Source organism: Paenibacillus sp. MMO-58 (genome assembly GCF_037146255.1).
GTDB lineage: Bacteria > Bacillota > Bacilli > Paenibacillales > Paenibacillaceae > Pristimantibacillus.
The window spans coordinates 96138-122090 of the sequence record NZ_JBBCVY010000008.1 but is presented as its reverse complement, the minus strand read 5'-3'; the positions used below and the strand labels follow the sequence as shown (position 1 = coordinate 122090).

The following is a 25953-nucleotide window of genomic DNA, read 5'->3' as shown; positions in this document are numbered from 1 at the left end:
TGCAGTCCACCATTAAAAAAATTAACATATGAACAAGTATTCATCAATGATTGTGTGAAAGTATGGGAGAAATTTAATTTTTTGCAACTAGGTCCATAAAAAAGCATCCTGCATAAGAGGATGCTTTACTAGGCTTATGATTTCTTCTTGAACTTCGCCAAGAGTACGATTAAAGCTATAAGAACGACACCAATTACAATCCAGAAAATACCTTGTGTGGAGTTATCCTCTTTAGTTGCTGATGCAGAATCGTTAGAAGGATTCGTACTTTCTAAAGGCTCGATTGTCGGACTTGGACTAGGAGTTACTGTTGCCTCAGGTATTGTTTCAGTAGTCGGTTGTGGTGTTGATTGAACAGTGACATCGACTAAAAAACTATAATCTCCCTCGATGGGATGCCCATCCCCTCCAACAATCTTCCACTTCACCGTATAAGTATCATTAGGCAAAGGTTCATTCAATACTCCTTTCATTTGTTTATCATTAATTTGAATCTCAATTCCTTTTATTTCTTCGCCCTTGCCATTAAGCAGCTTTAAAGTACTAAGGGATGCAACATCAGTATTAAATTGCATCGTAATTTCACTCAGAGATTCTTGTACCGTAGCATTTGATTCCGGTATTGATGATTCCATTTTAGTGTGTGCGTAAGATAACTGTGGAAATACAAACAACATAATCAGTGCTAAAAAGACTAAAACTTTTGATCGACTCATTTTAAATGCAGCCCCTCCATTATTTTAAATGCGAGTTCATTATAGCAAATGTCTTAATTTATTATTCAGTTACTTATCACAAATTCATGACACTTATATGAGCATATATTCATTTGTTGCACAAACAATAAATGAGCATACTGTTTGTTTCATGATAAGATAGATCCCAGTAAGCCTATCCCCTATTTTGGAGTTGATAATTTGTACATTTATGTATTTGAAACTCTTCTTTATCTATCGTTTGCTCTCATCGCTGGTTATCTTGTACTCGAATTTATCCCAAAAGAATTAAAACCTGAAATTCAGGTGCCCTTTCGATTAATTCAGTTGGCTGCTATAGGAATTCCGTTGTTTTCACTTGCATCAATTGTGAGAACTTCCATTATTTTAATGGATTTCGCGCCACAAATGTCATTTTTGGAAGTCCTTCTGATTGTTTTAAACGATTACTCCTTTGGTCAGGCATGGATTTTGAATTTTATTTTCGGTAGCGCTTTATTTATGGTTATTTCCTTTAATGGTTTAAAACATAAGTCTTCGAAATGGATTTCATTGGGCATTTGGATCCTCATGGTTTTAATTCATGGATGGGCAAGTCACCCGGCGACTCTTTCTAAGAATTGGGGGCTTATAACTCAAACTACTCATGTTGGCGCTGTATCCGTTTGGCTCGGCATCCTTATTCTTGTTGCATGGTTTAGAAAAGGCAACTGGAATTGGATAGTGTTTACCCGTTGGTATACACCAATGTCGATAGTTTGCATGTTGCTTATTGTTACTGCCGGGATAGTGATGATGTCCATAATCATAGAAGTTGGTTACATAAATTCTTGGGGAATTAATTATGGGGAAGCATTGTTATTAAAGCATCTGCTGTTTATTCCACTGATCTTATTAGCATTCATGAATGGTTTTCTAACCAAAGTGTACGCAAACGGACAGAATGAACGTGGACTAACATCATGGCTAAAACTGGAAAGCCTAATAGCTTTGTTTATTCTTATGACGACAGCTTTCATGGGGGTGCAAGAACCACCTCACGAAACGGAATCGGAAGAGCCAGTGCCCTCCTCTTTATTCAAGTTGCTGCATACTAATTTGAATGATTTATCCCTTCAGTGGGTATGGAATATGCTTGGAGTTGGTTGTTTTATTATGGGGTTCCTTTCACTCGTGCTCTTGTTTGCTGCTTACAGAAAAAACAAAATGGGTCTGTTCATTATTTTTAGTCTGATTGCTGTGTTATTTCCTTTTTTAGGCCTTCTTCAATCCGTAAAGTAAAGGCAAATAATTGGATGATGCTTTGGAAGTGATTTTCTTCTTTTGGGCAAAATAGGTTTGACAATTTCACCCCAATGACATAATATATGAGCAAATATTCATATATCGAAAGAAGGAAGTTCAAATGAATGAATATCGCATAAAAGGGCTGTCCTGCGCAGGTTGTGCGCAAAGAATCGAGGATGAAATTAAGCAGCTGGAGCATGGAGAAGACACGACTCTTAGTTATAACTCAGGTAAATTAAAAGTTAGCCCTGAAGTATCCTTGCCTGATGTTAATCGTATCTTAAAGTCAGACGGAGCTTACATCTCGGAACAACTTAATAAGCAATTAAATACTCACGATCACCAGCATGGAGGTCATGATCATAGCCATGGTGATCACAAACATGAAGATCATGATCACGGCCATGGTGATCATGACCACGAGCATGGCGATGGAAACAAAATGTTAAAGCTACTTATTACCTCCGGTGTTATTTACATCGCAGCAATCTTTTTAGATGGTGTGCTGGCCAATTGGTCCGTTATTATTCTTTATTTAGCTGCAACTGTTATTAGTGGATATACAACTTTCATCCGCGGTTTAAAGAACCTGACAAAGCTTAAGTTTAATATCGATACACTGATGACCATTGCATTAATTGGTGCTGTTGCGATTGGTGAATGGAAAGAAGCTACGTTAGTTGCTATATTATTTGGGTTGAATGAGCTTCTTGAAGGCTACGGGATGGAAAAAGCTCGACGATCCATGGAAGTATTGCTGCAAGTAGCACCTAAAGAAGCAGTAAAGCTGGAAAATGGTCAAGAAAATATTGTGCCAATCTCCTCCTTACAAGTCGGAGATCTTGTAAAAATTAAACCAGGTGAAAAAATTCCGTCTGATGGTGTTGTATTAGAAGGAAAAAGCTCCGTCAACGAGGCGGCCATTACTGGTGAATCCCTGCCACTTGAGAAAGAAGCTGGCGAACCTGTGTTTGGCGGCAGTATCAACAATGAAGGGCTTCTGATTGTAAAAATTGAAAAGGCTTATAATGATTCTTCTTTAGCAAAGATTCTTCATCTCGTTCAAGAAGCACAGGAAACAAAAACACCTACAGAACTGTTTATCAATAAATTTGCCAAATACTATACCCCGCTCATTATGATTATTGCAGCGTTGGTGACTGTGGTTCCCCCCCTGCTCTTCCAAGGAAACTGGACTACTTGGCTTTACCAGGGATTATCGGTCTTAATCGTTGGGTGCCCATGTGCGCTGATTCTATCTTCGCCAATTGCCATTGTATCCGGTATTACTCGAAACGCGAAAAACGGTATTCTCGTTAAGGGTGGTGTTTTCCTAGAGCAGCTTGGAAAAATAGATACCCTTGCCTTTGACAAAACAGGCACGCTAACGAAGGGCGAACCACATGTCGCCCAATTGGAGATTTATGATGAAGAACGTTTCTTGCCAGTAGCCGGTGCTATTGAAAAATCCTCTTCTCACCCATTGGCGAAGGCGATTATGAAGGAATTGGCTGAAAGAAACATCACCGCGCCTGACCCAGATGAAATTGAAACCATTACAGGCCGCGGTATAAAAGCTAAAGTAAATGGCGAGTCCTATTGGTTAGGTAATGAAAAAAGCATTGAACACATTACAATACCTGAGCCTATTCAGAAGCAAATAGATCTCTTTAAAAATGATGGTCTAACGCTTGTTTTAGTAGCTGATGAACATCAAGTACTCGGGATATTTGGAATTGCTGATGAAATCCGTCAAGAAAGTAAAACGGTCATTGCCTCCTTGCACAAATTGGGGATTAAAGATACCGTAATGCTTACTGGAGACCATCAAAAAACGGCGGAAAAAGTAGCTTCTGCAGTTGGCGTTACGAGGTTCTTTGGAGGTTTGCTGCCTGAAGATAAAGTCAACCATATCAAGGAGCTGTCTTCTAAAGGAATTGTAGCCATGATCGGGGATGGCATTAACGATGCCCCTGCTCTTGCTTCAGCTCAATTGGGTATTGCAATGGGCAAAGGAACAGACAGCGCAATTGAGACTGCTGATATTGTACTGATGCAGGATCACTTAGGCAAATTGCCGACAGCTGTTTCAGTGGCTAAGCGAGTCAATCGTGTTATTCGGTTCAACATTATAGTCGCTCTTGGTTTGAAAATCATTGCCTTATTACTAACCATCCCAGGATGGCTGACATTATGGATCGCCATTCTCTCAGACATGGGAGCCACAATATTCGTAACCCTTGTAAGCTTAACCATTTTAATTGAGGGTAGAAAAGAAAAGATTTAGCATAGCAACAGCCCTAATTTAATTATTAGGGCTGTTTTATTATTATCGGAGACCTTATGAATACTATTGGAATATACTTCCTGTATAATAATGACAGACAGAAACTAACGTCATTTTCAACACGTATAATATGGTAAGGTTGTTTTTGATAAATCGAATTACAAAAGCATGTAATTACATGGAGGTGCTATATTGGGACTTTTTGATTGGATTCGTGAGAGTATTACAGGACAAAAAATTTGTCCTCCGGAGCATCTTGAAAGCTATAAACGTCTTGGAGAACAGGTATATGGCTTGCATGTGGAGCTCGCCCAATGCGATATGCCTCGAGCTCGTGCTTTCCTACAGGCTACTAGAAGCATGCAAACCATGGCAGATGCTCTATTGGGAGACGCATTCCTAAGCGAATCAAAAGCAGTACCGGTTATCACGCACAATCAAGCTGATATTTGGTATGGCAAAATCCCCGACTTGATGGTCGCTACAAGGCAAGAAGCTGCATTTGCAAACACTGCAGCCATCCAATTACCAATTCATCTTGGGCAGCAAGAGGAAGGTCCTTCCCCCTGCCCTGTCGAACACCTGGCAGGTTTGAGACGTTCTGCGGAACAGATGGATGAGATGACCGCACAAACCGTTGAATCGATCCGAAATCAAGGTGAGACGTTTAAAGAAGTTATTTTATTGTACGAATCGGCTAAAACGCGCAAACAAGCCGGTGATGCGATCGTCGGAAACATCTCGAATGGTCGTAAAGTATCTGCAGAGAGCCATGAAGATGCCGAGAAGCAGTATTGGATGGCACTTTCAGATTACTTGCTTGTTGTACAGGGACTAGAAGCACCTGACTTAATTAAGCGTCAAAACCTGAACACATCAAAAGGATCCTTTGCTAGCCCTCGTTGCAAACTGGAATCATCAGACATTTGGAAAGTGACTTCGTCTGAAGCAAGGAATGATATTATTAAGTCTGGCGAATATGCACAAGCGGTTGAAGACCTGGAAGAACATTGGGGTTCTTGTAAAATAACACCGATTGAACGTGAGTATGAAACTACAGTTGAAGACCTTTTGAAACAAAGTCTCATTAGAGAAGATGGCTATTGGTATTGCTGCCCCTTCCCTTCTGGATGTGTATAAGGTCACCAGTAATTCGGTTAATGTACTTGGCAGAATACTTCCTCGAGGTCATGTTTTTGTATACGAATATGGTGATGATGGAGCGCCTGGTAGGTTTATTACGGCAGCTTCTTTCCAGACAGGTGTGGATCGGAAATATTGTGAAGATTAATTAGAGAGTTAGAAGGAGGTCAGCCGATGGGGCTTTTTGACCGCATGAGAGATCTGTTCAGAGCGAATACCCCTCAGGAAGATCATCCTATGCAAGTGTTGAGTGCTTTTATCGAATCTTACTCAGAAAAACTGCGCGAACTAGCCGTTTCCGTAAACCGATCGGAATCGGAATGGTTGCTTCAAAAAGGAAAAATGAATCTGTATTTAGTCAATTCGGCGATGTACCGGGAAAAAGCCGATCAAGAAGCTAGACTAGGAAATGCCGATATGGCTAAGCATTGGCTGGTGCAAACACATTCACAAGAATCTATCTTAGCTAAGTTAGAGCCTGAGGTGGAGAAACTACAACAAACCACAGAGCAATTGAAAGATACTTTAGCTCAACTAGAAAACAAACTACAAACCGCTAAAGAAATGCGGCAACAATTTATGTTTCGTATTAATGCTTCGGATTCACAGATACAAATGAATACAGCGTTGAATGAGATGTTATCCTCTTCTGCTTTGGAAAGAGTGAAAGAGGAAACTTTTCTAGCCGAAGCGAAGGCAGAGTTAATGCAATCGCGACCGAAATAATGTCTTTATTTAAATACATACGGCAACGGATTCTCAGATCAGTTGCCGTATTGTTATTGAGCTATCGTCTCATGTTAGTTCATTTGATTAAAATGGACTAGCAGATAGAGACCATACTGTTTCCCAAAGTCCCATCTTTGTCATTTACATAATCTGTCCCGTTTTCACAATTACTTTTTCTTTCCCATTTCACTTCGTATTCATTATCAATGTGTTTTATCGAAGTGATTTTGATTGCTCCAAAAATGCTGTAATTATCATTCTTCTCATGATATTGCTCTACTATGAGCTTGGCTTGTTCTTCTGAAATTTAACAACTTCAGCTTTAGATTGGCGTTGACATCCACTTAGAAGTGCTATCAATACAAGGAATATTAAAGAAATTCTTTTGCTCATAACATTTCCCTCCTTCCATTTGTGCTTGAAGCTTTACAGACATGTTTTAGTGAATTTCTTGACTATAGCCGCCACAAAAGTTATGACGTTATTGGATTGTTTTTGTTGCATTAAACTCCGTTAGCATAAAAACTAGTGTGGTTTTGTTTCTCGGGATTGTATAGAAGTTCTTGTCCTAATACGGCTTTGTATAGAAGTTCTTGTCTTGAGCAAACGACAAGAACTTCTATACAATAAATAAAAAAGCCGCAGTTTTATGCGGCTTTGTCTGTCTAAAAACAGAAATCATCACTATCAGATTTCTGCTTCGATATATTCAGCTAATTGGTGAATAAAATCTTCATTCCGCCTGTAATACGTCCACTGACCATAACGGATAGATTCTAAGAGACCGGCTTTCTGCATCATGTTTAAATTATGGGAAACCGTAGATTGAGAAGTTTTAGCCTTTTCTTGAATGTCACCAACACACACTCCACCTTCAAAATTCTCCTCCTTCGGGATGTGCGCCCCTTGTTTTGGGAAATGCTTCTCTGGCTCCTTTAACCACTTTAAAATATTAAGACGGGTCTCATTCGATAATGCCTTAAAAACATCAATGGGTTCCATGATTTTTAGTATATATCGTCCTTTCTCGAAATCTCAATTATATAATAATAACCTTCATTTTTCAGTTTGAACTTTATTCATTCCTTATTGTGTCTTACCTGACAAGATTCAATTTATCACTAATATTGCTGGTTTAATCTAGAAAAAAGATTATTTATTTTGCACACGCAATAATCTTAAGCTGTTCAAAGTCACAATTAATGTTGCTCCCATATCTGCAAAGATGGCAATCCAGAGAGTCAACCATCCTGGAACAATTAATACCAATGCCACTAACTTAATCGCGAGCGAGAACGTGATGTTTTGTTTAATAATTGAAAGTGTTTTACGGCTAAGACTGATCGTGTATGGTAACTTATTTAAATCGTCTGCCATAAGCGCCACATCAGCCGTTTCAAGAGCTGTATCCGTCCCTGCGCCACCCATGGCTATTCCAACTGTTGCGGCGGCAAGCGCAGGAGCATCATTTACACCATCACCCACCATCGCTACATTTCCATACTCTTGTCGAAGCTGTTTGATGTAATTGAGCTTATCTTCAGGCATCAGTTCAGCTTTAACTTCAGCAACGCCTACTTGCTTACTTATGGACTCAGCTGTTGCCTGATTATCCCCTGTAAGCATAATGGTTTTTTTGATCCCAATCTCATGGAGTTTTTGGATGACATTCTTACTCGAATGACGGATTTCATCTGCGACTGCAATTAGAGCTAAAATCTGATGCTCATTGCCAAGAACTATGACGGTCTTTCCATCGGTTTGAAGTTTTTCTATTGAGCTCGAAAGTTCCAGTGTTAGATTAGTGACTTGTAGTTCAGAAAACATCTTTGGACTTCCGATATAATACAACTCACCATTTACTTTCGCTTTTACACCTTTGCCCGTAATGGATTGAAATTCATTAATCACATGCTCCATACTAACGTGTTGCTGTTCGGCTTTACGTACGATGGCTGATGCCAAAGGATGTTGAGATCCTTTTTCAATAACTGCAGCAATGCCAAGTAGCTCATCCGCATCTTCATCCCGGACTGCAATTATGTCCGTCACTTCTGGAGAACCTTTAGTCAATGTTCCTGTTTTGTCAAAGGCAATTGCTGTTAATCTGCCAGCTTCCTCTAAATGAATTCCGCCCTTAATGAGAACACCATTTTTAGCTGCATTCCCAATTGCTGTAACGATGGAGATAGGTGTAGATATAACCAAAGCACACGGACAACCTACGACAAGTAAGGCTAATCCTTCATAAATCCATTTTTCCCACTCTCCATTAAAGAATAGTGGAGGGATAAGTACTGTTCCCAATGCAATAATCATAATCGCCGGTGTATAATACTTTGCGAATTTATCTACAAAAGCTTGTGAAGGCGCACGTTCCGCTTGTGCTTCTTCAACCAGATGAATGATTTTGGATATCGTTGTATCCTCAACTCGTTTTGTCACTTTCACTTCAAGTAAGCCTTCTTCATTCAAGGTTCCAGCGAACACTTCATCGTTCATGTTTTTAATCATAGGTACAGATTCACCAGTGATTGCAGCTTGATTGATCGTGGAGGTTCCCTTGATGACAACACCATCCATGGCTAACTTTTGACCGGGTTTTACAATCATAATATCGTCAATTTGAATATCATCCACATTCACCATCAGTTCTGTTGAACCACGCCTTATTAGCGCTTCTTTGGGCGCAATGTCCATGAGGGAACGGATAGACTGACGCGCTCTTTCCATGGAATAACGCTCTAAAGCTTCACTAATTGCGAACAAAATAACAACTGTTGCGCCTTCGCCCCATTCACCTATGGCTGCTGCACCAATAATGGCGATAGTCATCAGCGTATTCATATCAAACTGAAGCCGTAAAAGATTCTTTAACCCTTTTATAAATAAGTTATAACCACCAATAATTATAGATCCAGCGTATAGGATAGAACTTATTAACTCAGAATCATTTACATTTTTACTCCATATAAAACCTACTGCTAATAGTAAAACAGAAACGAGAACATTCCAGTGTTCATTCCAGAACGGTTGTTTCGAAACAACTACTTTATCTTTTTCATGAGTTAATTTTAGATTTTCAAATGCTCCCGCTTTTTCTAAATCTTCAATTGATGTTTTTCCATGCACCGTTAATTTTGAAGCACCAAAGTTGACATGGGCATCTTCTACTCCATCTAAGTTTTTAACATTCTTTTCGAATGTCGCCGCACAGTTTGCACAGGTAAACCCTTGTACGCGATATATATTTTTTTCAGCTGTTTCTTTATCCATTTGTAATCATCTCCTTACTATGTGTCGCTGCTAATTGAATCAATTGGCGGATATGATCATCTACCAAGGAGTAAAACATCATCTTACCTTCTTTACGGTGTTTTGCTAATTCAAGCTGCTTTAATGTTCGTAAGTGATGAGAAGCTGTTGCCATGGAGGAACCAATAATATTGGCCACATCACATACGCATAATTCTTCTTCCTCACATAGAACAAATGCAATTTTCATCCGAGTTTCATCGCCCAGTAGTTTAAACATTTTAAACATGCCCTCAATATTTTGTTTCTGTAGCGTTTGCTGCAATCGCCTAACCTTTTGCTCATCAAAGCAAAAAACGTCGCAGGTATCTTTTATCTTCTCACTCAACATGATCACCTCTTCAATAATCAAATCTTCATTTGATTATAATATAACCCACAATACATTAATATTCAAACGACGATTTGATTGTTCAGTGAAAAGTGCGTTTTTAGTATACCCAAATTTGGCATTGACGAATAAATATTGCGTCGATATAATACCCATAGAGGTATAGGTAATACCCATACATGTATGTGTAATTGATGAGGAGGAACAACTTTGAATACACAACTATGGCAAGACATTACACCTCAAGAAGTTCAAGAGAAGTTAAATAAGAATTCACAAACACAATTCATTGATGTTCGTGAACCCGATGAATATGCTGCTGGTAGGATTCATGGAACGAAATTGATTCCCCTAAGTGAATTCGCTCAACGAGCAAATGAAATTAATCCCAATGAAGAAGTCATCTGCATTTGCAGAAGCGGAAAAAGAAGCGCAAAAGCTTGTGATCACCTTGTTTCCATTGGGTACACTAATGTAAAAAATATGACTGGTGGCATGTTGGAATGGAATGGATCAGTTGAGAAAAACTAATCGGAGGTATTCGAATGACAATAATTCAAGCGGATAAAACACTGGATTGTAAAGGTCTTGCTTGTCCGATGCCCATTGTAAAAACTAAAAAAGCAATTGATGAACTTCTAGCAGGTCAAGTCATTGAAGTACAGGCCACGGATAAAGGTTCTTTGGCTGATATTCAGGGTTGGGCTAGAAATACAGGGCATCAATATTTAGGAACCGTTCATGAAGACGAAGTGCTAAAACATTTTGTACGAAAAGCTAACGCCAATGAAGTGAAAGAAGAAATGAAACATCCTCACAGCATTACGAATGAGGAGTTACAAAAGAAAATCGAAAATAAAGACAACCTAACCATTCTGGACGTTCGTGAACCGGCAGAGTACGCATTCAATCATTTGCATGGTGCAAAGTCCATTCCGCTTGGCGAACTGGAACAGCGTGTGCATCAGCTGAATGAGAATGATGATATTCATGTGATTTGTCGTACTGGAAGTCGTAGCGATATGGCATGCCAATTGCTAACAGCAAAAGGATTTAAGCAAGTAACTAACGTTTTGCCTGGTATGTCGGGCTGGACAGGTCCAACAGAAAAAATAAATTGAGGAGTGAATTTTATGTCCACTAAAGTTGCCATTATTGCAAGTAACGGCGGTATGTTTGACGCATATAAGGTATTTAACATTGCAACTGCATCCGCAGCTACAGAAGCTGAGGTTGCCATTTTCTTCACCTTTGAAGGCTTAAATCTCATTCATAAGCAAGCCCAACATCAGCTTCCATTGCCACCGGGAAAGGAGCATTTTATTGAAGGGTTTAAGAACGCAAACGTCCCATCGATCCCTGAATTGGTCGGAATGGCTCAGGAGATGGGTGTAAAAATCATTGCATGTCAAATGACGATGGATGTCATGAATTTGAAGAAAGAAGATTTTATTGACGGAATTGAAGTTGGTGGAGCAGTCACGTTCTTGGATTTTGCAAAAGATGCACAAATTTCGTTATCGTTTTAAGGAAGGAGGTATTCAAAAATGGAAGCAACCATCATGAATGCCAGAGAATTAACGCGATTGGTTCTGAACAAAGAACAGCTTTTTATTCTTGATGTTCGAAATGAAGATTTGTTTGACGATTGGAAAATTGAAGGGGAAAGCGTAGAAATCATTAATATTCCCTATTTTGAGCTGCTGGATGGTGTGGATCCAGCACTCGATAAAGTTCCTCAAGATAAAAAAGTATTAGTTGTCTGCGCCAAAGAAGGGTCGTCGAAATTTGTTGCTGACCTACTTGTAGAGGCGGGGCGCAGTAATGTCTATTATCTACAAGGTGGCATGAAAGCTTGGAGCGAACATTTAGAACCTGTTAAAATTGGTGATTTGAAAAACGGCGGTTCGATTTATCAATTCATTCGAATTGGCAAAGGGTGTCTGAGTTATTTCGTAATGTCCAATGGAGAAGCGGCTATCATTGATACCCCGCGTATGACGGATGATATTGAACGCTTTGCTTCTGAGAATCATGTCCAAATCAAGCATACGATGGATACCCACCTTCATGCTGACCATATTTCGGGCGGTAGAAAGTTGGCTGAGAAAGCGAGTGCAACGTATTGGCTACCTCCGAAAGATGCAACAGAAGTGACATTTGATTTCGCTAAACTGGAAGAGAATCAAGTTATTCGGGTTGGAAATACCGAAATCAATATTCAACCTATCTATTCACCGGGACATACCATCGGGAGTACATCACTCCTTATCGATGATAAATATTTGCTCACCGGAGACATTCTGTTTGTAGAATCTATCGGTCGACCTGACTTGGCGGGTAAAGCCGAGGATTGGGTTGGAGATTTACGTGACACACTCTACAATCGTTACACACATCTTTCAAATGAATTGATCGTACTGCCTGCGCATTTCGGCAAAGTAAGCGAACTAGGTCATAATGGAGCGGTATCTGCTCGTTTAGGGGATTTGTATCAACATAATCCTGGTCTGAACATCACTGATGAAGCAGAATTTAGAGATGTCGTGACGAACCATTTACCGCCACAACCAAATGCTTATCAAGAGATTCGCCAAACCAACATGGGGAAAATTCATCCAAGCGAAGAAGAACAGCGCGAAATGGAGATTGGTCCTAATCGCTGCGCAATTCACGATAACTAAGGGGGAAATTATAAGATGCAAGCGGATATCATTGTAGATACAAAAGGAATGGCATGTCCAATGCCAATCGTAAAAGCTAAAAAGGCACTGGATGCCTTGCAAGTGGGTCAAACCATGGTTGTTATATCGACAGACAAAGGCTCTGTGAACGACTTCCAAGCTTGGGTCAAACAAACTAAACACGAACTCATCAAACATGAACAAGAAGATGGCGATTATAAATTCCTTGTGAAGAAACTTTAAAAAATAAGCGAACACTACACGAATAGTGTTCGCTTATTTTGAGTCATAGACGATTTTTACACCAAGTAAACAATACGTTTCTTCTCTATAATGCTCATTTGGACAAGTCTTGATACAGCATAACGTATCGTTGCTACTGATTAAAGGTTCCGCACAATCGGGACATTTATGGATAAATATTGACTTAATCAAACGCATCATCAGAATACACCCTCTTTTCATACGAAATTACTTGGATTTATTATAATTCACAAGCGATTTTAAAACAAGAGAAATAGTGTTCTGACTAAGGAGGGAAATATGGATACCCTTTTGTATATCGTGATGACGCTCCTTGGTTTAGTCGGTTCATTTTTTTCGGGTTTATTGGGTATTGGAGGCGCGATAATCAATTACCCTCTTCTACTCTATGTACCGTCGAGCCTAGGTGTCGCTCATTTTTCTGCGCATGAAGTTTCGAGTATCAGTATGTTCCAGGTTTTTTTCTCATCTCTTGCTGGGGTTCTTGCCTTTCGAAAGAAAAAGAACAATAAGAATGGCGCTCAAATCCATTCGGGACTTGTTCTTTATATGGGAATCAGTATTTTATGTGGAAGTCTCCTTGGGGGTTTTTCTTCAAAGTATTTAGACGGTGATGCCATAAACATTATCTACGGCATCTTAGCACTCATTGCGGTTGTATTAATGTTGATACCTAATAAGGGAAAACAATCGGATAATGCGCAAGAAATCACATTTAACAAGAGTATCGCCATTATATCTGCTTTTATCGTCGGTATTGTTTCGGGGATTGTAGGCGCTGGCGGTGCATTTATTCTTATTCCGATTATGCTGACGGTACTCAAAATTCCAACCAGAACAACGATAGCGACATCTCTTGCCATCGTATTCATTTCCGCAATCGGGGGTGTTATTGGGAAAATCAGCGCGGGTCACATTCCTATTACCCCCGTTATCTTTACCATTATCGGAAGCTTGATTGGCGCCCCACTAGGATCAAAGATAAGCGCCAAAATCAATACCACGTATTTACGCTATGGACTAGTAATCTTAATTGCCTTAACTGCCGTTAAGGTATGGTTATCGATTTTATAACTTATTTGTGCGAAGGAGAAATCATAATGGAACCGACAAAAGAAAAAACGACAATTGTATTTTTTAGCGGTGATTTGGACAAAGCGATCGCAGCTTTTATTATTGCCAACGGAGCAGCTGCTTATGACCATGAAGTCACGATATTCTTTACGTTCTGGGGCTTGAATGCCATGCGTAAGGATGAGGTCGTTAAAGTAAAAAAAGGGATGCTTGAAAAAGCATTTGGGTGGATGATGCCGCGAGGAGCCAAAAAGCTCGGATTGTCCAAAATGCACTTTATGGGTATGGGACCTAAGTTGATTAATCACGTCATCAAGAAACACAATGCGCTGTCTCTCCCACAACTGATTGAATTAGCAAAAGAACAAGGCATTAAATTGGTTGCCTGTACGATGACGATGGACCTGTTGGGCTTGCAGCAAGATGAACTTATTGATGGCTTGGAATACGCCGGCGTTGCTGCTTATCTTGGTGATGCTACGGAAGCCAAAGTAAACTTGTTTATCTAAGAATGCTTGTTTCATTTTTATTTTTTGACTTATAATATACCCATACCGGTATGTTAGAAAGGAATTGAATGATAATGGACTACAATTATACGAACGAAATGAAAACCCGATTAAAAAGAATCGAGGGGCAAATACGCGGCGTACTGAGACTTATGGATGAAGGTAAGTCTTGCAAGGAAGTCGTCAGTCAGCTGTCTGCCGTTCGTAATGCTTCCGATAAGGCAATTGCTCAAATTGTTGCTGAAAACTTACAACAATGTTTGTTGGAAGAACAAGAAGCTGGACGAGATGGTAATAAGATTGTTCAAGAAGCCATTGAACTGTTAGTGAAAAGCCGCTAATGGTCTCCCCTCCTTTACTTTTCTAAGCATACAAATAAACCTTCTTTGTTTTAAAGGAATATCCAAGCATATGGGTAGAAATAAAAAAACTCTCCTTTCGGAGAGTTTTTTTTGCTAAGCATCTGCAAGTATTGAAGCCCATTCGCCCAAGTACGTGAATGCAATAACGGCTGCTGATCCTTCGATCGGCTGCCGTTGTGTTGTTGAGCTAAAGTTTCCAATAATTCAATTAGAGAAATTCATTTTTTCAAGTTGCCCTTTTAGTTCAGCTAACTTGTTCTCAATAAAAGGATCTATTTCTTCTGGTAATCGATCAAATTGAAAAAATTCAGCCTCAATTTCTTGATATTGATCAGGCGTAAGATTCCCTTCAAAGTCTGTACATAAATACCCTACTGCAACAGTATGATACTCATCGCCACTTTCTTCAACACGATTTATTAATTCCTTGCCAGAATAGACACCGAATAACCGTACTGTATTTAACCTAATTCCTAAATCATTTTGTACATTTCGTTTAATACATTCCTCAACAGACTCATTCAACTGTAATATGCCACCAGGTATACCCCAGGTTCCACCAATGTATCGATTCAGTAAAATTTCACCTGAATAATTAATGATCGCTACACTTGGTCGCATAATAATTAGTGGAGCATTTCCAATCATCTCTCGCATTTTTTCGCAATAATTCATAATTACCTCCTATAATAGTTGATTTATAAACGTCGTATTGAATCACATGCCATGCTTACCCCTTTTAGAGACTTCGTACAAAAGAGTTTACATTGCCTAAGCAACAGCCCCCTTGAGGGTTGTTTACCTCGCACCCACATCGCCCCGCTTGAACATGAGCCTTGATTTGGTCAGCTGGTTTTTTGTCAGAACCGACGGCTTTGATAAGCCTCTCTCTCGTCCAGTCAAAGCAGTAACACACAGGCACATCTGCGCCCTGGTTTTTTTGGAATACTGGCACCTTTAGATCGTTCTCCACAAACGTTTGCGAATGGTTGCCGCTAAAGTAGACGATAGAACATTTAGGGTTAAAACAAAAAACGAAAGGGTTCTCTGGCTCAATGACTTCTAACGCCGATTCTTTAAGAAGGGATTCCAGCGTTATGAGTTGCACGTTCTTGCCCTTCTCACCGCAGGAAGGACACTCTCTTTTTACAGTTACAGCACTATTAGCTGGTGTAGTACAACAATCCATAAATTTATCTCCCCTCAAACCTCCAACCGAGTACAAATGTTACTGCTATTATACCATGCCCCAATTGCGCTATCCTGCCCTTTGAACAAAATCCATTGATTCTTTCTGGCTCATCGACTTTGTCGGGAATGAGATAAAGTTCTTGTCATTCAAAATTGACAACAACATTATCCCATAAAATAAAAAAGCCGCGATTTACGCGACATTTAATGAGATAATGTTCTTGTCACCCGACATGAAAATAAAGTTGTAGACTGCGGGCAGTCGTTAATCTAACGGAGGATTGTCGAATGTTTAGCAGGAATACGTCGAAAGTTAGCGAATTGGAAATATTCTATAATAATTTAATATTGAATAGAACAGGGTGTATGCCCCCATAGTAGAGAAGAGGTCATCATGAAAAATTTTTTCAGTTTTTCAAAGAATAAGAACGTAAATCTAATCGTTTGGATTCTCTTTGCGGTCGTTTGCCTTTATATCATCAACAAAAACGACGATAAGCCTACCACGAGCGTGTTACCTGCAACCTCTGGGGAAACAGCCGTTGATTTTAAATTGGAAAACGAAATCATCCGAATTGTGGATTTTAGTATCGGCAGCGCCGGAGAAGGATTTGATTTTAGTCATTATAACAAGTCTGCGCTAAATGCTGTTGATCAAGAATTTCATATACCAATTGACTCTATAACCGTAGGGAATGTGTATGCTGAAATTGAGATAACATACACCGATGCCCTTAATATCGAGAAGTCAAATTGGTATATCGTTCCTGATGAAAATAGTCAAACGATGGGATTTACGAATTGGCCACCACTTGAAGGAAAAACGAAAACGTATCAAATTGAGTCAACGCGAGCCATTGCGATGTTTCGGCCTGCAACCTACGCTGCATATCGAAAAGGTGGTTCAGTATGCATTGTTTTTAGCTACGTGCTAAAGGATGGCATGAAAGGCAAACGGACATGGAACTTTATAGTTGAGCCATGGTAAATATGCGCCCATCTTTTCCGTACTATGGACAATAATACAAATATCCTAGCGGGACACGACCATAGTTTACACACCTTCTTCTCCCAGATATAGTAGAATTATTGACAGATTTTATCCATTTTCATCCACTGTGGTGCAGCGCTGATTTTGTGCTGCATGAAGGCTAACGAGAGACGATTGTTCAATAAACAGCAGCAGTCTAGGACTTTATTTTCTCGTCCATGGCTACTGCTGTTTCGTTTTTTGGTTCAGTCTGATGCTTATTTTTGGAGAGTCACGGTTTGTAAATCGATAAACCGCGCGGGTGCATTACATCCAGTCTACTTTATTTTCACTGAACATGTTGAGAGTAGAACTTTCGTTTAAACCAAACAACAGTTTCTCTACCTGCTACGTTATATCTTATCTTCCTTAATGTCATACTTGTAATACTTTTACCCTGTTTAAAACAATATTAATGATATATGATTCTTAAATGAAAGGATCTATTTTACCGTAAAGACTACAGGGTCCTGGATCACGCCTCTATTATTTCTGAAAGGATGATTCACATGCTAACAGAAGCCAAAAAGCTAGAAATTTCGATCGCAGTTTTTCAGCAGTCTTACCCTAGATATCTTTCATTCTTCAGTCCCTTCTTTCCTACAGAAGAAGACGCTATATGGTTCATTCATGCATGCGAATTTAATGATGATGTCTCGATAAAAAGAGCTATGCATCAATTAGTTCGAACAATTTCTATGGCGGATAATGCTTATAAATTAGACGAAAACACTAAATTAGGTGGCATTCAAGTACAATACTGGATCATGGCCATTGAAGCACTTTATAAAACTGTTAATCAAAAAAAAATTAAAACGAAGTCAGCTATCATTCGCGACTTCTTTACAAACTATATTTCGCCTGAGCATCAAGAGAAATTAATACAAGCAATATGGACTTCTGAGGAAAAACCGCTAAGCATACTTGAAATCGCAAATCTCTTTAATGGAATTCGCAATATGGTTGCACATGAGGGTATCTACTGGATGTGCCGCTTTCCGGATGATGAAAATATGGGTGGTTATATTTTAAACCCAAAACAAGAAGAGGCCTTGAAGAACTCCACCTACCATATTGGTGATAATCCAGGTCTTAATGAAAATATGACGTTTTATGTATTGCAATTAACCGATAAACAGATCAGAGATATCATTGTATATGGCGGTATTGGTTATATCTTAAGGCTGATTGCCTCTGTTGCCAGCTAATTTTCATCCCCTTCCGCAATAAAAATTAAACCCACAGGAACGTATCCTGTGGGTTTAATTTTTATTATTTATCCAACAACATTTTGTCTCCTCAGTTCAAATTGTGCAGATTAGAAGATACTTTTAGTCCACACGATGCGTAACGGTAACATCCCATATACTATCTTTAATCTTCACCACGACATTGTCTTGCTTCGTTGTTCCATTGTTCCAGTATACCGTAAAGAGGAAGTTATACGTTCCGTCAGGCAGTTTATCAAATCCTTTCTGCCACATGGATCCTTTCCAGTCTTCCTCATTGGTAGAGCTCAAGTTAACGGTTATGTTTTTCTCTACCAGCTTCACCGACACTTTATCCGGCTTGGTTAAGGAGCTTCCCGTATCTGTAACCGCCGAAGAAAGAACGAATTCTTCCCCCGCCCAGAACGTATCAGCTGACCGGGGCTTTGTTGGGTTCTTTGCATTGTAGGCTTGACGGTTTTGCTCCCATATAGCCGTATGCTGCACATACCCTTGGATAGACAGTGGTAATACAATAATTTTCTTCGTTACAACCACTGGATCAGCAATCTTATCCGTAACAGTCATCGTTACACTCCATGCCCCAGTATCAACCATTCGGTATGTCGGACCAATACTCGAATAAGGATAAATTGAGTTCGATGTGATGGTTTTGACTACTGTACCACTTGGGTTCGTAATTTCGTAGGTAACCGTTAGATCGTTGTGATCCGGATCATCAACTGCCGTAATAAAGGATACCGTGTCTCCCTCGTACACCGGCTTCGGCGACCAATTAAAATCGCCTGTTGGAGGCTGGTTTGTACTGAAGTAAATATATTGATATTGCCCCATGTTGCCGGCTATGTCCCAATCCACCACCATTAAGCGATATCTTTGACCGGTTAGCAATCCGCCTACTGTATACTTTGTTGTAGAGTTTGGAAGCGGGATGCTGTATTCTGCTGTACCATTTCCATTCAGATCGATATTGGTTGTCGTCCCATCATCGTTGACCTTTTGCATATAGAATGCTCGAGAAGCATGTCCAGATGATGGAGGAGCATCACTAAATGTATTAAATGTCACGGTAACGGAAGTCGGTTTAATATCCAATTGCTCATTCGTGTCATCCGGAGGAACCGTATCTACGAAAAAGTAACCATTTTCCGAATAGCCGCCCCAAGCCATACCATCGTTTGCCCTTGCACGCCAGTTATGAAGACCTTCCTGCAACGCAGACGGCGTGTAGGCAGTTGCACTGATTGCATTATTGGTATCGACTACAAGCTCTCCTGTTCCGTTATAGAAGACCTCATAATCCACTTTCGAAATTGCTTGTCCATCTACATCTGTTACGGATACCTTCAGCTGCGGCCGATTATTGTTTGTATAGATCGGCTCTGAAGCTTTAGCACCATTAAAGCTAAGTAAATGCGTTACAGGTGGTGTATTCAATATGAAGTAAACAATATTACTATCATCAGACCAATTTCCTTTCGAGAACACCCTGCCCTGTACTTTCACTTTTCTTCCTGGCTGGATCCCCTCATCAAGAATGAATGTGAGGTCATCCCCAGGGAACGTTTCTTCGAGTATGGCTGCTCCGTTGTCCACGTAAGAGACTTTCAAATAGAACTGTTCCTGCGGATCATTGTCTTCGTCGCTGTACGTCCATTTTAGTGTCGGCTCACTTGCCAGAAGAGTCGGACTTGTCTGCGTTCCACTAGGGTACGTAATTACCATTTTCGGTCGATGCTGATTGGCTGGCGGCAGCGCATCCTTGTAGACCCGAACTTCCGCCCAATAAGACCAAACATTAAATCCATCCATAACTTGCTCTTGAATAATCAGTTCTACGCCGGGACGGTTATAGAGCTCTCTCTTGCCAGTTGTCCATGTTGACTCATCAGCCCATCTTGTCCGGAACGAACGATCCGCTAAATAATCCGGCACGTCTGGATCGTAAGACGTGTCATAGGTGGTATAGTCCAATATCTCACCTTCCGGATATACGGTACCGGTAAAGCGTACATCTGGCTGCGCAATCGGCCGACGATGTACATAGAGCTGCTTGGTTACTGGTTCGGACCATTTTGCATACTCATCCATTCCAGGGTTATCTTTTGCTTTAAATGTAATGTTATAAAGTCCTGGTTTGTCTAGCGTTGGAAGCTTTTCGTCGAATGATTTACCGTCATAAGTACTTAGTCCAAGAGAATTTGCAAAGTAATTTGGATCATGCTCGTAGCTCCAACTTTCTAGAGCATCCGGATCCTTCTCGATGTCATCGAAGATCGCATCGTATTTTATTTCTTCATCCACTAGAACAGATTGCTTCGTTTCCTCTACATAATAATCACCATAGTTCTTAACCTTAATATCACTAAATTTTGCCTGCTGCTGGCCAAGTGACATTAGACCAACCGAGCCTTTGCTATAAATGGTGTCCGTTACCTCGATTACTTTTACATGATTAATGTAGATACGCAATGTACCGTTTTTTGCTTCAAGCTCGAACGGGTAGGTTACAAATGCAGACCTTGCATAGTCAACTGACTGCAATACAGTCTTGGATCCAGCCACAACCTTATATAAGGTAAGCTTGTCTTTTGTCCATTCAGCGGCATACATATTCTTACCATCTTGTATGTGAATCGCTGCTCCGACCGGCTTATCATTGGTTACGTCATTAACAGCAACATTAAATGATAACCGATCGTTTTTAAGCTTCGTAACTGGATCGTACCAGAGGCCTGCCCAAGAAGAATCGATAACTTCAACAGTGTTATCATCAATTATTTTAGGATAGCCACTTCCCCCGTTAGCAGGAACAAAAGGCATAACATAGTATCCTTTATCCGAATTACTGTAATTCGTAAAGAAGTATATCGATCCATCAGGCATAATTTGAGAAGACTGATTAGGATCTTTTGTTATGTCCATTTGAGGCATCGTATTTGCAAGTGTTTTACTACTAACAGTGGTATTTGTTGTTCCAAACTTAGCCATAACATAGGCAGATACACTTTGAGTAGGATAATTATCCGCTATATAAAATTGAGGGATAATCATTCGTCCATCAGGTGTACCGAATGTCTTATAATTCGTAACTATTGTTGTTTGACCAGTACCATCAGCAACCGTAGAAGTACTTAAGTCTTTGGAGTAAATTCGAGATTTTACATTATAAGTACCAGCAGTAAATACGGTCCCATCAGCTCTAACCAATGGTGTTCCCACACCAGCAATCGAGCGATAATTGAACTTACCACAATACATTCCGCAATCCTGCCAGCTTTCAAGGTTACTTCCGTTCCAGGTAGGAACCATTAGTTTGCCGTTTGTTTGGTCAAACTGGTACATCATAAAATCGACAGCCATTGTAGTTGTAGAACCATCTGAATATGTTCCTCTATTAAAATATAAATATTTATAGTGAGTATTTGGATTCCAGCTATCTACAAAATCAGCACTTGCTGTTACATATGAATCTTCACCCTTTGAACCGCTCACCCTAACAGAGGATAGCAAAGCTTTTTCTGAATCAATGGCTATTAAATAATCATAACTTCCATCCCATGAAGTCTCAGCTATATAAGTCATATAAAAATCGCCATCAGAATCGACCGTGCCTCTAAAGCGCTGTAAAAAGGTTGGAGAATAAGCCTCTTTTTCTTTCGATAAATTCCAGAGGACCGAATTAGAAATCGTATCAATCTTCGCTACGCTTACTTGGATAGAAGTTCTTTCGTCAGGTCGAGTTACGTAGGCCAAATAAATATATTTACCATTCTCCGTAACCTCGAAGTATTGAATACTTGCTATAGGATCGGCAACCGGAATCTTGAATTGTCCCGTCACATCCCCTTGATTGTTATAACGAGTAATAAAGATACCCGTCAGATCTGTCTTTTGAAAGTAGAAATTTTCCGATTTATCGACACCAAGATACATATAATATTCGTCATATGGTATAGAAAATCTGCGAAGTTCAGCCCCCGTTTTCGAATTGCGCTTAACAGCGACCGCTGTACCGGCTGGTCCACTATAAGTGGGACTACCTTCTAAGGAATAGATCTCATGTCCTCCAAAAAGACGGGGAATAACCACACCTGATGTTAATAGCCAAGGATCTAATGCTGTAAGATCTGAAGCCAAATTGTATTTTGATCTTCCATTTGACCCCAGTCCCATATTCGGGAAGTTAATAAAGAAGTCTGCAAAATTGGATTTTTTGGTTAGCAAAGATCCACTTGATGTTTTCCATCCGATATTGTTATTGGCTTCAAGTGAGTATGGCTTAACTAGCTTCCACGAGCGCATTATAGAATCGCCAGTGTATGCCAAATCTTCAGGTGCGCTATCATCACCTTGATCCGGCTGCTGCGTAAGTCCGTAAACATCAAAATCCACATAAGGCGCGTAGTTCATGACATTTGTAGCTGCAATCTCTGATGCTGCAGAGAGGCCGTAGTCTTCGTTTACTGTAGCCCTGTACTGTCTTTTCCCTACAGATGTATAGGTAATGGGATAAGTATCCTTAAATGCCCCTGTATAAAGGGTTGTCCACGGTTCCTCTTCATAATTTCCATCGTTGTCATGATCATACCGCTCTTCAAGTTTCATGCTAGCTATCGTATCACCGTCCACACTTTCAGCGTCGATAAAAATCATGGACTCGTTAAAGCGATAGGTTTCTTCAGGAACCATTATGCTAACAACTGGCGGCTGGTCGGGTACCACTTCGAGTAAATGTGTTCCCCAATCGCTCTCGCGGCCATCTGAATCGAAAACCTTACCCTCAATTGTATAATCACCAAGAGCTGCAGGGCCCTTAGCAGGCCAGCCATCTGTATAGCCAGGTTCTCCTACTTTCTTATACCTCATTTGATTTTTTGAGAAATCGATAGTAACTCCGCGGCTTGCAAGTGGCGTGTACGAATTGAGCAAGTGAAAGACACTCGAAAAATCTCTTCCTTGTATCACTTTTGACGGCCCTGTCACAATAGCAACTGGTTTAGGGTCTATTACCTGAAGAGTAGCTGTGTCTTGCTTCGTCTCAGTTCCGTTCGATACTGTTATCTTCGCTGTATAAAAGCCTGGTTTATCATACTTCACGTTCGGGTAACGATACTGTGTGTTATCCGTCAGAATCTCCTGTAGGTTACTAGTGAAGTCCCATTTCATAGATGTATATCCATCTGAATTATTATCAAGTGTTGATTGTTCTCCGGTGATAATAGTATTTGGGATAAATTCAATATCCGCAGTAACTGGTGGCGCAGGCGGAGGAGTCGGCGTGCCTCCCGGATCCGGAGTGGATGTTCCGGGCCTTACTACCGTTGTCGTACATTCAATTGGTTGCTCGGCTGTCGTTCCATCCGTAAAATTAACTCTTGCTCGCATGACCCATGTCTCCGTATAACTATTGACTCCATCAAGCTTGGTCTTGGATATGGTGAAGTTGAACTTCTGATCGATCTTATCCAAACCATATCCTACCGTTGAAGTCGTGTATTGGCTGCCGTCATTAGCACGGCCATAAACCGTCCAGTTCTTAACGGTCTTCGTCCCTTTTCCTGCAAGAGAAGCCGTCATTGTTGCCGTCACAGATATGTCTTTATCGGCAAATGTGATTGTGTTTGGTTCTGCCGAACAATCACAGGATACAGTTGGTGTATTTGCTGGTGGAATTGGTTCATAGATTACATGAATCTCACCTTCAAAGAGATAAGTCTGTGCAGACCATGTAGTTGTCGTATCTATTGGGTAAGACATGGTAATTGCTTTACCACTACAACCATTACATGCTCCTGAAGAATCTGCTAAGGGGTTATTAATTGTCAATGGAGTTGCTACACTCAGATATCCATATCCATCTTTTCCTTTCCCCTTATCGATAACTCTTGAATTCTTTTGATCTCTTGTTGCTGCAGCAGTTATCGTTACGGATGAAGGAATGATATCACTTTTACTAATTGCAGTAACACCATAATAAAATTCGTTTGGACCCGCAAAACCATCACTTATTGCTACTGCCCATCCATCTGCAGTTCTCACTTTATCAACCGGCATAGTCTTGCCGGCATCATCTTGGCCCTTTAATAGACCTACACATTCGGCTATTCCCCCTACCCAACAAGAACTATCGGTGCTAGGAGTTACAGAATAATCTTGTCCTATACTAGTAAATATCCATTGCTTACCGTTACTTCTTCGGTTGGCTGCAAAATACATTTTTGAAGTGAAGCCAACAGCAGTTGCACTGACCTTCGCTCCTTGAAACGAAGGAATTAGTAGTTTACTCCCCGAAAGAGTCGAATTATAAGAAGCTTTATTGACTAAACTAACTGTACCGTTACTATTTGAAGCCTTTTTCCAAACCTCAAACGACTTTACTCTATACCCACTCTTGCCGATATCAACAGTTACATTCTGCGCGAATTCCGTTGCACTAAAACTCTGTGATGAAGAGAAAGGGATTTTTATAGTAGAAGTAACTGTATCAGAACTTGCCGAAAAAATAGGTGTAAACGGAAATCCATTTACACCCACCAAAATTATTAGTAGCATTGCTAAGAATTTGTTTATTCTCTCCATTCTTTATCCTTTACCTCCGTAAGATAAAACTGAGAATCTTTGTTCATACCAACATTAAATTTCTCTAAATGTATTGGTAAGCCGCCATATAGCTTAATTTGAGATTGGATATAGTCTTTATCGACAAATTCAAGATAGCAATCGTATCCTTCATTAAGAGTTGAGAAAGACATTAGTGTACGATTAACAAATAGACCAGGTCTCTCTTTTACACTCATATCTTTGAAGTTATATTTATTTGCTAAATAGACAACTCCAGACTCTCCTTCTGTATACATATAAAAGGATCCACGGACTTGTTGGAACTCATCTGATTTAACTAGATTTTTCCCTGTTAATTTGTAAGCAAATACATAACCATCACTCGGTTTTGCCTCTTCTCCTTTAAGCAAGAATTGTGCACCCTCCAAATACTGTGCATAGTAACCAGATTTATCAGTCGGATCTAGAACAATGAGTTCACTAATAGTCACTTGATACCGCGAATTTATCTTCTTTGTATATGGGAAAGATTCCAAATCATTTTGATTAAACATCGTAATCATATTGTGCCGGTGCCAAGCGATTTCAGCTGCGCTCGATGCCCCTTTGTCTACAGTAAGAGAGCCACCATTAGAGAGCTTCAGTAGCCGGGTAACAAGCACAGCAGCCTCTGCACGAGTCGTTGTGCCTTCCGTATTAATAGATTCAGCTTTCGTTCCAGAACGAGACAAAATGCCTTTATTAACAGCACGGAACATCAACTCAGCAGCAGTAAGCTTCTTATTCCGATATTCCGCGTACTCTCCCCGCACGGCCAGCTTAGCCATTTCATTACGAGTCGCAGGATTATTCACATTACCTGGATAGTCACCATCCAAATATACGCCGGCTTTAGCCAAAGCTGTTTGATATGGCGCATACCAGGTCGATCCGCCCAATCCAATTTCAAGCTTGAAGGTCAGTGCCATCACTTTAAGCAGCTCAGCACGAGTTATCGTGTTGTTGGGCTTATATGTACCGTCCGAATACCCATTCAAAATGCCGGCTTGGACAGCTGTTTCAATAGACGTTTCCGCCCAGTGACCAGAGATGTCTTTAAAGCTTGGCTTAGTTGTTGCAGCCTCAACTTTATGAGTAGATACCGCTGAAGTTGGTACCAGCAGTGAACAAGCCAGACCCACGCTTACTAATGTTAATAACATCTTTTTCATTTTAGATTTCCTCTTTTCTTCGTAATA

Annotated in this window: 22 protein-coding genes; 14 read left to right on the top strand and 8 right to left on the bottom strand. The window is 40.2% G+C overall.

Annotation, left to right across the window (positions count from 1 at the left end):
• Positions 1 to 134 precede the first annotated feature (134 nt).
• Positions 135 to 716 carry a copper resistance CopC family protein gene (locus WFJ73_RS22505; protein WP_336775199.1) on the bottom strand — a complete coding sequence of 194 codons (582 nt, stop codon included), beginning with the start codon at positions 714 to 716 and terminating at the stop codon, positions 135 to 137.
• A gap of 144 nt (positions 717 to 860) precedes the next feature.
• Between WFJ73_RS22505 and WFJ73_RS22500 the strand changes: the two genes are divergently transcribed.
• From WFJ73_RS22500 to WFJ73_RS22485, 4 genes are all read left to right on the top strand, one after another.
• A complete protein-coding gene (locus WFJ73_RS22500) occupies positions 861 to 1997 on the top strand; it encodes a copper resistance D family protein (RefSeq protein ID WP_336775198.1) in 1137 nt (378 codons plus the stop codon).
• A gap of 124 nt (positions 1998 to 2121) precedes the next feature.
• Positions 2122 to 4290: a heavy metal translocating P-type ATPase gene (locus WFJ73_RS22495; RefSeq protein ID WP_336775197.1), complete on the top strand. Its 2169-nt coding sequence runs from the start codon at positions 2122 to 2124 to the stop codon at positions 4288 to 4290.
• Positions 4291 to 4482: 192 nt separating this feature from the next.
• Positions 4483 to 5430 carry a hypothetical protein gene (locus WFJ73_RS22490; RefSeq protein ID WP_336775196.1) on the top strand — a complete coding sequence of 316 codons (948 nt, stop codon included), beginning with the start codon at positions 4483 to 4485 and terminating at the stop codon, positions 5428 to 5430.
• 177 nt (positions 5431 to 5607) lie between these two features.
• Positions 5608 to 6159: a PspA/IM30 family protein gene (locus WFJ73_RS22485; RefSeq protein ID WP_336775195.1), complete on the top strand. Its 552-nt coding sequence runs from the start codon at positions 5608 to 5610 to the stop codon at positions 6157 to 6159.
• A gap of 690 nt (positions 6160 to 6849) precedes the next feature.
• On the opposite strand, the gene WFJ73_RS22480 is transcribed toward WFJ73_RS22485, so the two are convergent.
• From WFJ73_RS22480 to WFJ73_RS22470, 3 genes are all read right to left on the bottom strand, one after another.
• The gene (locus WFJ73_RS22480) at positions 6850 to 7164 is read right to left on the bottom strand and encodes an ArsR/SmtB family transcription factor (RefSeq protein ID WP_336775194.1); all 315 of its coding nucleotides are present in this window, start codon (positions 7162 to 7164) and stop codon (positions 6850 to 6852) included.
• Positions 7165 to 7314: 150 nt separating this feature from the next.
• Positions 7315 to 9438 carry a heavy metal translocating P-type ATPase gene (locus WFJ73_RS22475; RefSeq protein WP_336775193.1) on the bottom strand — a complete coding sequence of 708 codons (2124 nt, stop codon included), beginning with the start codon at positions 9436 to 9438 and terminating at the stop codon, positions 7315 to 7317.
• Entirely contained in the window at positions 9431 to 9808 is a 378-nt protein-coding gene (locus WFJ73_RS22470) for an ArsR/SmtB family transcription factor (RefSeq protein WP_336775192.1), read from the bottom strand. The genes WFJ73_RS22475 and WFJ73_RS22470 overlap by 8 nt, the downstream gene beginning before the upstream one ends.
• 210 nt (positions 9809 to 10018) lie before the next feature.
• On the opposite strand from WFJ73_RS22470, the gene WFJ73_RS22465 reads away from it, so the two are divergent.
• From WFJ73_RS22465 to WFJ73_RS22430, 8 genes are all read left to right on the top strand, one after another.
• Positions 10019 to 10339: a rhodanese-like domain-containing protein gene (locus WFJ73_RS22465; protein ID WP_336775191.1), complete on the top strand. Its 321-nt coding sequence runs from the start codon at positions 10019 to 10021 to the stop codon at positions 10337 to 10339.
• Between the two features lie 14 nt (positions 10340 to 10353).
• Positions 10354 to 10929 carry a sulfurtransferase TusA family protein gene (locus WFJ73_RS22460; protein WP_336775190.1) on the top strand — a complete coding sequence of 192 codons (576 nt, stop codon included), beginning with the start codon at positions 10354 to 10356 and terminating at the stop codon, positions 10927 to 10929.
• Between the two features lie 12 nt (positions 10930 to 10941).
• Positions 10942 to 11337: a DsrE/DsrF/DrsH-like family protein gene (locus tag WFJ73_RS22455; protein WP_336775189.1), complete on the top strand. Its 396-nt coding sequence runs from the start codon at positions 10942 to 10944 to the stop codon at positions 11335 to 11337.
• An 18-nt stretch (positions 11338 to 11355) separates the two neighbouring features.
• Complete coding sequence (locus WFJ73_RS22450) at positions 11356 to 12492, top strand: MBL fold metallo-hydrolase (RefSeq protein WP_336775188.1); 1137 nt, start codon at positions 11356 to 11358, stop codon at positions 12490 to 12492.
• Positions 12493 to 12507: 15 nt separating this feature from the next.
• Entirely contained in the window at positions 12508 to 12735 is a 228-nt protein-coding gene (locus tag WFJ73_RS22445) for a sulfurtransferase TusA family protein (RefSeq protein ID WP_336775187.1), read from the top strand.
• A 300-nt stretch (positions 12736 to 13035) separates the two neighbouring features.
• Positions 13036 to 13830, top strand: a complete 795-nt coding sequence (locus WFJ73_RS22440) for a sulfite exporter TauE/SafE family protein (protein ID WP_336775186.1) — start codon at positions 13036 to 13038, stop codon at positions 13828 to 13830.
• Between the two features lie 26 nt (positions 13831 to 13856).
• On the top strand, positions 13857 to 14339 hold the full coding sequence (locus WFJ73_RS22435; protein ID WP_336775185.1) for a DsrE/DsrF/DrsH-like family protein: 483 nt from the start codon (positions 13857 to 13859) through the stop codon (positions 14337 to 14339).
• Between the two features lie 74 nt (positions 14340 to 14413).
• On the top strand, positions 14414 to 14680 hold the full coding sequence (locus WFJ73_RS22430) for a metal-sensitive transcriptional regulator (protein ID WP_336775184.1): 267 nt from the start codon (positions 14414 to 14416) through the stop codon (positions 14678 to 14680).
• A gap of 225 nt (positions 14681 to 14905) precedes the next feature.
• On the opposite strand, the gene WFJ73_RS22425 is transcribed toward WFJ73_RS22430, so the two are convergent.
• Entirely contained in the window at positions 14906 to 15376 is a 471-nt protein-coding gene (locus tag WFJ73_RS22425; protein WP_336775183.1) for an NUDIX domain-containing protein, read from the bottom strand.
• A 64-nt stretch (positions 15377 to 15440) separates the two neighbouring features.
• Positions 15441 to 15890 (bottom strand): putative iron-sulfur cluster-binding metallochaperone, encoded by a 450-nt coding sequence (locus WFJ73_RS22420; RefSeq protein WP_336775182.1) that lies wholly within the window; start codon positions 15888 to 15890, stop codon positions 15441 to 15443.
• Between the two features lie 396 nt (positions 15891 to 16286).
• On the opposite strand from WFJ73_RS22420, the gene WFJ73_RS22415 reads away from it, so the two are divergent.
• Together WFJ73_RS22415 and WFJ73_RS22410 are read left to right on the top strand one after the other, a co-directional pair.
• Positions 16287 to 16880, top strand: coding sequence for a hypothetical protein (locus WFJ73_RS22415; protein ID WP_336775181.1), 594 nt, complete (start codon positions 16287 to 16289; stop codon positions 16878 to 16880).
• A 551-nt stretch (positions 16881 to 17431) separates the two neighbouring features.
• Positions 17432 to 18130 (top strand): hypothetical protein, encoded by a 699-nt coding sequence (locus WFJ73_RS22410; RefSeq protein WP_336775180.1) that lies wholly within the window; start codon positions 17432 to 17434, stop codon positions 18128 to 18130.
• Between the two features lie 123 nt (positions 18131 to 18253).
• On the opposite strand, the gene WFJ73_RS22405 is transcribed toward WFJ73_RS22410, so the two are convergent.
• Entirely contained in the window at positions 18254 to 24733 is a 6480-nt protein-coding gene (locus tag WFJ73_RS22405; protein WP_336775179.1) for a hypothetical protein, read from the bottom strand.
• Entirely contained in the window at positions 24721 to 25926 is a 1206-nt protein-coding gene (locus WFJ73_RS22400) for an S-layer homology domain-containing protein (protein ID WP_336775178.1), read from the bottom strand. The genes WFJ73_RS22405 and WFJ73_RS22400 overlap by 13 nt, the downstream gene beginning before the upstream one ends.
• Positions 25927 to 25953: the final 27 nt, after the last annotated feature.

Excerpts from the sequence above, each read along its gene's own strand:
- WFJ73_RS22505 (WP_336775199.1), bottom strand. The coding sequence starts at position 716 with ATGAGTCGATCAAAAGTTTTAGTCTTTTTAGCACTGATTATGTTGTTT.
- WFJ73_RS22495 (WP_336775197.1), top strand. The coding sequence starts at position 2,122 with ATGAATGAATATCGCATAAAAGGGCTGTCCTGCGCAGGTTGTGCGCAA.
- WFJ73_RS22485 (WP_336775195.1), top strand. The coding sequence starts at position 5,608 with ATGGGGCTTTTTGACCGCATGAGAGATCTGTTCAGAGCGAATACCCCT.
- WFJ73_RS22480 (WP_336775194.1), bottom strand. The coding sequence starts at position 7,164 with ATGGAACCCATTGATGTTTTTAAGGCATTATCGAATGAGACCCGTCTT.
- WFJ73_RS22475 (WP_336775193.1), bottom strand. The coding sequence starts at position 9,438 with ATGGATAAAGAAACAGCTGAAAAAAATATATATCGCGTACAAGGGTTT.
- WFJ73_RS22470 (WP_336775192.1), bottom strand. The coding sequence starts at position 9,808 with ATGTTGAGTGAGAAGATAAAAGATACCTGCGACGTTTTTTGCTTTGAT.
- WFJ73_RS22460 (WP_336775190.1), top strand. The coding sequence starts at position 10,354 with ATGACAATAATTCAAGCGGATAAAACACTGGATTGTAAAGGTCTTGCT.
- WFJ73_RS22455 (WP_336775189.1), top strand. The coding sequence starts at position 10,942 with ATGTCCACTAAAGTTGCCATTATTGCAAGTAACGGCGGTATGTTTGAC.
- WFJ73_RS22450 (WP_336775188.1), top strand. The coding sequence starts at position 11,356 with ATGGAAGCAACCATCATGAATGCCAGAGAATTAACGCGATTGGTTCTG.
- WFJ73_RS22445 (WP_336775187.1), top strand. The coding sequence starts at position 12,508 with ATGCAAGCGGATATCATTGTAGATACAAAAGGAATGGCATGTCCAATG.
- WFJ73_RS22440 (WP_336775186.1), top strand. The coding sequence starts at position 13,036 with ATGGATACCCTTTTGTATATCGTGATGACGCTCCTTGGTTTAGTCGGT.
- WFJ73_RS22435 (WP_336775185.1), top strand. The coding sequence starts at position 13,857 with ATGGAACCGACAAAAGAAAAAACGACAATTGTATTTTTTAGCGGTGAT.
- WFJ73_RS22430 (WP_336775184.1), top strand. The coding sequence starts at position 14,414 with ATGGACTACAATTATACGAACGAAATGAAAACCCGATTAAAAAGAATC.
- WFJ73_RS22425 (WP_336775183.1), bottom strand. The coding sequence starts at position 15,376 with ATGAATTATTGCGAAAAAATGCGAGAGATGATTGGAAATGCTCCACTA.
- WFJ73_RS22420 (WP_336775182.1), bottom strand. The coding sequence starts at position 15,890 with ATGGATTGTTGTACTACACCAGCTAATAGTGCTGTAACTGTAAAAAGA.
- WFJ73_RS22415 (WP_336775181.1), top strand. The coding sequence starts at position 16,287 with ATGAAAAATTTTTTCAGTTTTTCAAAGAATAAGAACGTAAATCTAATC.
- WFJ73_RS22410 (WP_336775180.1), top strand. The coding sequence starts at position 17,432 with ATGCTAACAGAAGCCAAAAAGCTAGAAATTTCGATCGCAGTTTTTCAG.
- WFJ73_RS22405 (WP_336775179.1), bottom strand. The coding sequence starts at position 24,733 with ATGGAGAGAATAAACAAATTCTTAGCAATGCTACTAATAATTTTGGTG.
- WFJ73_RS22400 (WP_336775178.1), bottom strand. The coding sequence starts at position 25,926 with ATGAAAAAGATGTTATTAACATTAGTAAGCGTGGGTCTGGCTTGTTCA.